Origin of the sequence: Streptomyces sichuanensis (genome assembly GCF_020328095.1) — a bacterium.
In the GTDB taxonomy this organism is placed as follows: Bacteria; Actinomycetota; Actinomycetes; order Streptomycetales; family Streptomycetaceae; genus Streptomyces; species Streptomyces cinnamoneus.
In genome coordinates, this window is the sequence record NZ_JAIXMK010000151.1 from 1 (window position 1) to 2,943 (window position 2,943).

At 73.8% G+C, this 2,943-nt stretch carries 4 protein-coding genes; 2 read left to right on the forward strand and 2 right to left on the reverse strand.

The window, feature by feature from the left end; all coding sequences use genetic code 11:
- On the forward strand, nt 1-734 hold a 734-nt coding region (locus LE181_RS28775; protein WP_308103556.1), incomplete at its 5' end, for an SbcC/MukB-like Walker B domain-containing protein.
- Here LE181_RS28775 and LE181_RS28780 read toward each other — a convergent pair.
- Nucleotides 703-1,170, reverse strand: coding sequence for an Lrp/AsnC family transcriptional regulator (locus tag LE181_RS28780; RefSeq protein WP_225664442.1), 468 nt, complete (start codon nt 1,168-1,170; stop codon nt 703-705). The two genes, LE181_RS28775 and LE181_RS28780, sit on opposite strands and share 32 nt — an antisense overlap.
- A gap of 94 nt (nt 1,171-1,264) precedes the next feature.
- On the opposite strand from LE181_RS28780, the gene LE181_RS28785 reads away from it, so the two are divergent.
- A complete protein-coding gene (locus LE181_RS28785) occupies nt 1,265-1,747 on the forward strand; it encodes a rhodanese-like domain-containing protein (RefSeq protein WP_225664443.1) in 483 nt (160 codons plus the stop codon).
- Nucleotides 1,748-1,826: 79 nt separating this feature from the next.
- Here LE181_RS28785 and LE181_RS28790 read toward each other — a convergent pair.
- Nucleotides 1,827-2,943: DUF885 domain-containing protein (locus LE181_RS28790; RefSeq protein ID WP_225664444.1), on the reverse strand; the 1,117-nt coding region annotated here is incomplete at its 5' end.

Genomic DNA, 2,943 nt, shown 5'->3' on the forward strand with positions numbered 1-2,943 from the left:
GGCCGCCCGCCGACCCGCAGGCCGCCCAGGCCGCCGTCGGCGCCGCGACGGCGGCGCTGCGCCGGGCCTCCACCGACGAGGCCACGGCCCGCACCCGCTGCGAGGACCTCGACCGGCTCTCCGCCGAGGCGGAGGCCGACGCCCGCCGGCTCGCGCCGCTGCGCGAGGAGTACCACCGGGTGGCGGAGCTCGCCTCGCTCGCCGCGGGCACGTCGGCCCGCAACGAGCGGAAGATGCGCCTGGAGTCGTACGTCCTGGCCGCCCGGCTCGAACAGGTGGCGGCCGCCGCGACCGCCCGCCTGCAGCGCATGTCGGCCGGCCGCTACACCCTCGTCCACTCCGACGCCCGGAGCGGGGGGCGGACCCGCTCCGGCCTCGGCCTGCACGTCGTCGACGCCTGGACGGGCAGCGAGCGGGACACCGCGACCCTCTCCGGCGGCGAGACGTTCTTCGCCTCCCTGGCCCTGGCCCTCGGTCTGGCCGACGTGGTCACCGAGGAGGCGGGCGGCACCCGGCTCGACACCCTCTTCATCGACGAGGGCTTCGGCAGCCTCGACGAGCAGACCCTCGACGAGGTCCTCGACGTGCTGGACTCACTGCGCGAGCGCGACCGCACCGTCGGCATCGTCAGCCACGTCGCCGACCTGCGGCAGCGCGTCCCGGCCCAGCTCCAGGTGGTCAAGGAGCGCTCGGGGTCCGCGGTCAGGCACCGGACGGCGGGGAGTGCGGGCTGAGGGCGCGACGGGGCAGCGGCGAGGAGTAGACCACGCTGGTGGTCACCGAGCCGAGCGCCCCGATCCGGCCCGCGACCTCCTCCAGATGGCGCATGGAGCGCGCGGTGACCTTGATGACGAAGCAGTCGTCGCCCGTGACGTGGTGCGCTTCGAGGATCTCCGGCGTCGTGGCCAGCAGGTCGTGGAAGGGCTTGTAGTTTCCGTTCGGGTACCGGAGCCGCACGAAGGCGAGCACCGCCATGCCGAGCCGTTCGGGGTCCAGCACGGCGGTGTAGCCGCTGATGATCCCGGCCTCCTCCAGCCGGCGGACGCGCTCGGTCACGGCGCTGGAGGACATGTTCACGGTGCGCGCCAACTCGGCGTAGCCGAGACGTCCGTTGCTCTGCAGGGCGTCGAGTATGCGCCAGTCGGTGGCGTCGGGGGAATAGCCGGTCATGGGCGATGTCTAGCAGTGGAATCCCCGGTCCATCAAGAGTTTTCCCGGGGATAGTCCGTTCTCGCGGGGGAGCGGGGGCCATAGATTTACTGCCATGACAGCAACCGCCGCCCCGCAGACGCCCAGCTCCGTCCTCGCCGTTCCGCCCGCCGCGCCCGGTGAGGCGGCGGCCTACTTCGCCTCCCGGCTCGCCTTCCACACCGACGTGGCCGACGTCCACGCCGCCCTGGCCTCCGGCCACGCGGACTTCGCGGTGGTCGACTCCCGTTCCACCCCGGCCTGGGACCAGGGCCACGTCCCCGGCGCCGTCCACCTGCCGACCGCGCAGATCCCGGAGCTGGCGGCCGGTCTGCTGGACCCGGCCGTCCCCGTCGTCGTCTACTGCTGGGGCCCCGGCTGCGACGGCGCCACCCGCGCCGCCCTGGCCCTGGCCCGCCTCGGCTACCGCGTCAAGGAGATGCTCGGCGGCATCGAGTACTGGATCCGCGAGGGCTACGAGGTCGAGACCTGGGAAGGCACCCGGCAGCTTCCCCCGGACCCCCTGACCGCACCGGCCGACGGGGACTGCGGCTGCTGACGGCCACGGCCCGCACGACGAGGACCGTGCGCCGGGAAGGCCGGGCCGGGCGAGCGGTGGCTGCCCGGCCCGGCGGACCTCACAGCGCCGACAGCTCCGCCACCAGGTCGTCCAGGCCCAGGGAGCCCTGGGAGAGGGCGGCCATGTGCCAGGACTTCGCGTCGAACGCCTCGCCGTGCGCGGCGCGGGCGGCCTCGCGGCCGGTGAGCCAGGCGCGTTCGCCGAGCTTGTAGCCGATGGCCTGGGCCGGCATGCCGAGGTAGCGGACCAGCTCGCTCTCGACGAAGTCGGCCGGGCGGCCGCTGTGCAGGCCGAAGAACTCCTGCGCCAGCTCCGGCGTCCAGCGCTCGCCCGGGTGGAACGGGGAGTGCTCCGGGATCTCCAGCTCCAGGTGCATGCCGATGTCGATGATCACACGCGTGGCGCGCATCATCTGGGCGTCCAGGTAGCCCAGCCGGCGCTCGGGGTCGGTGAGGAAGCCCAGCTCGTCCATGAGGCGCTCCGCGTACAGCGCCCAGCCCTCGCAGTTGGCGCTGACGATGCCGATCGTGGCCTGGTAGCGCGAGAGCCGGTCCGCCACGTGCACCCACTGCGCGAGCTGCAGGTGGTGGCCGGGGACGCCCTCGTGGTACCACGTCGACACCAGGTCGTAGACGGGGAAGCGGGTCTCGCCCATGGTGGGCAGCCAGGTGCGGCCGGGCCGGGAGAAGTCCTCCGAGGGCTGGCTGTAGTACGGGGCCGCCGCGCCGCCGGGCGGGGCGATGCGGGACTCCACGCGCCGGACGCGCTCGGCCAGCTCGAAGTGCGTGCCATCCAGTGCCGCGATGGCCTCGTCCATCAGCTCCTGCAGCCAGATGCGCGTCTCCTCGACGCCCTCGATGTGCGTGCCGTGCACATCGAGGTGGGCCAGCGCCTCCCAGGGCGTCTTCGCGCCGGGCAGGATCTTCTCCGCCTCCTTCCGCATCTCACCGAGGAGGCGGTGGTATTCGGCCCAGCCGTACGCGTACGCCTCGTCCAGGTCGAGGTCGGTGCCGTTCCAGTAGCGCGACCAGCGGGCGTACCGCTCCCGTCCCACCACGTCCGGCGCGCCCTCGACGGCCGGGGCGTAGACGTCGCGCAGCCAGTCGCGCAGCACGGCGAGGGCGCCCGTCGCCACGGCGGCGGCCCCGGTCAGCTCCTCCTGCAGCTCCTTCGGC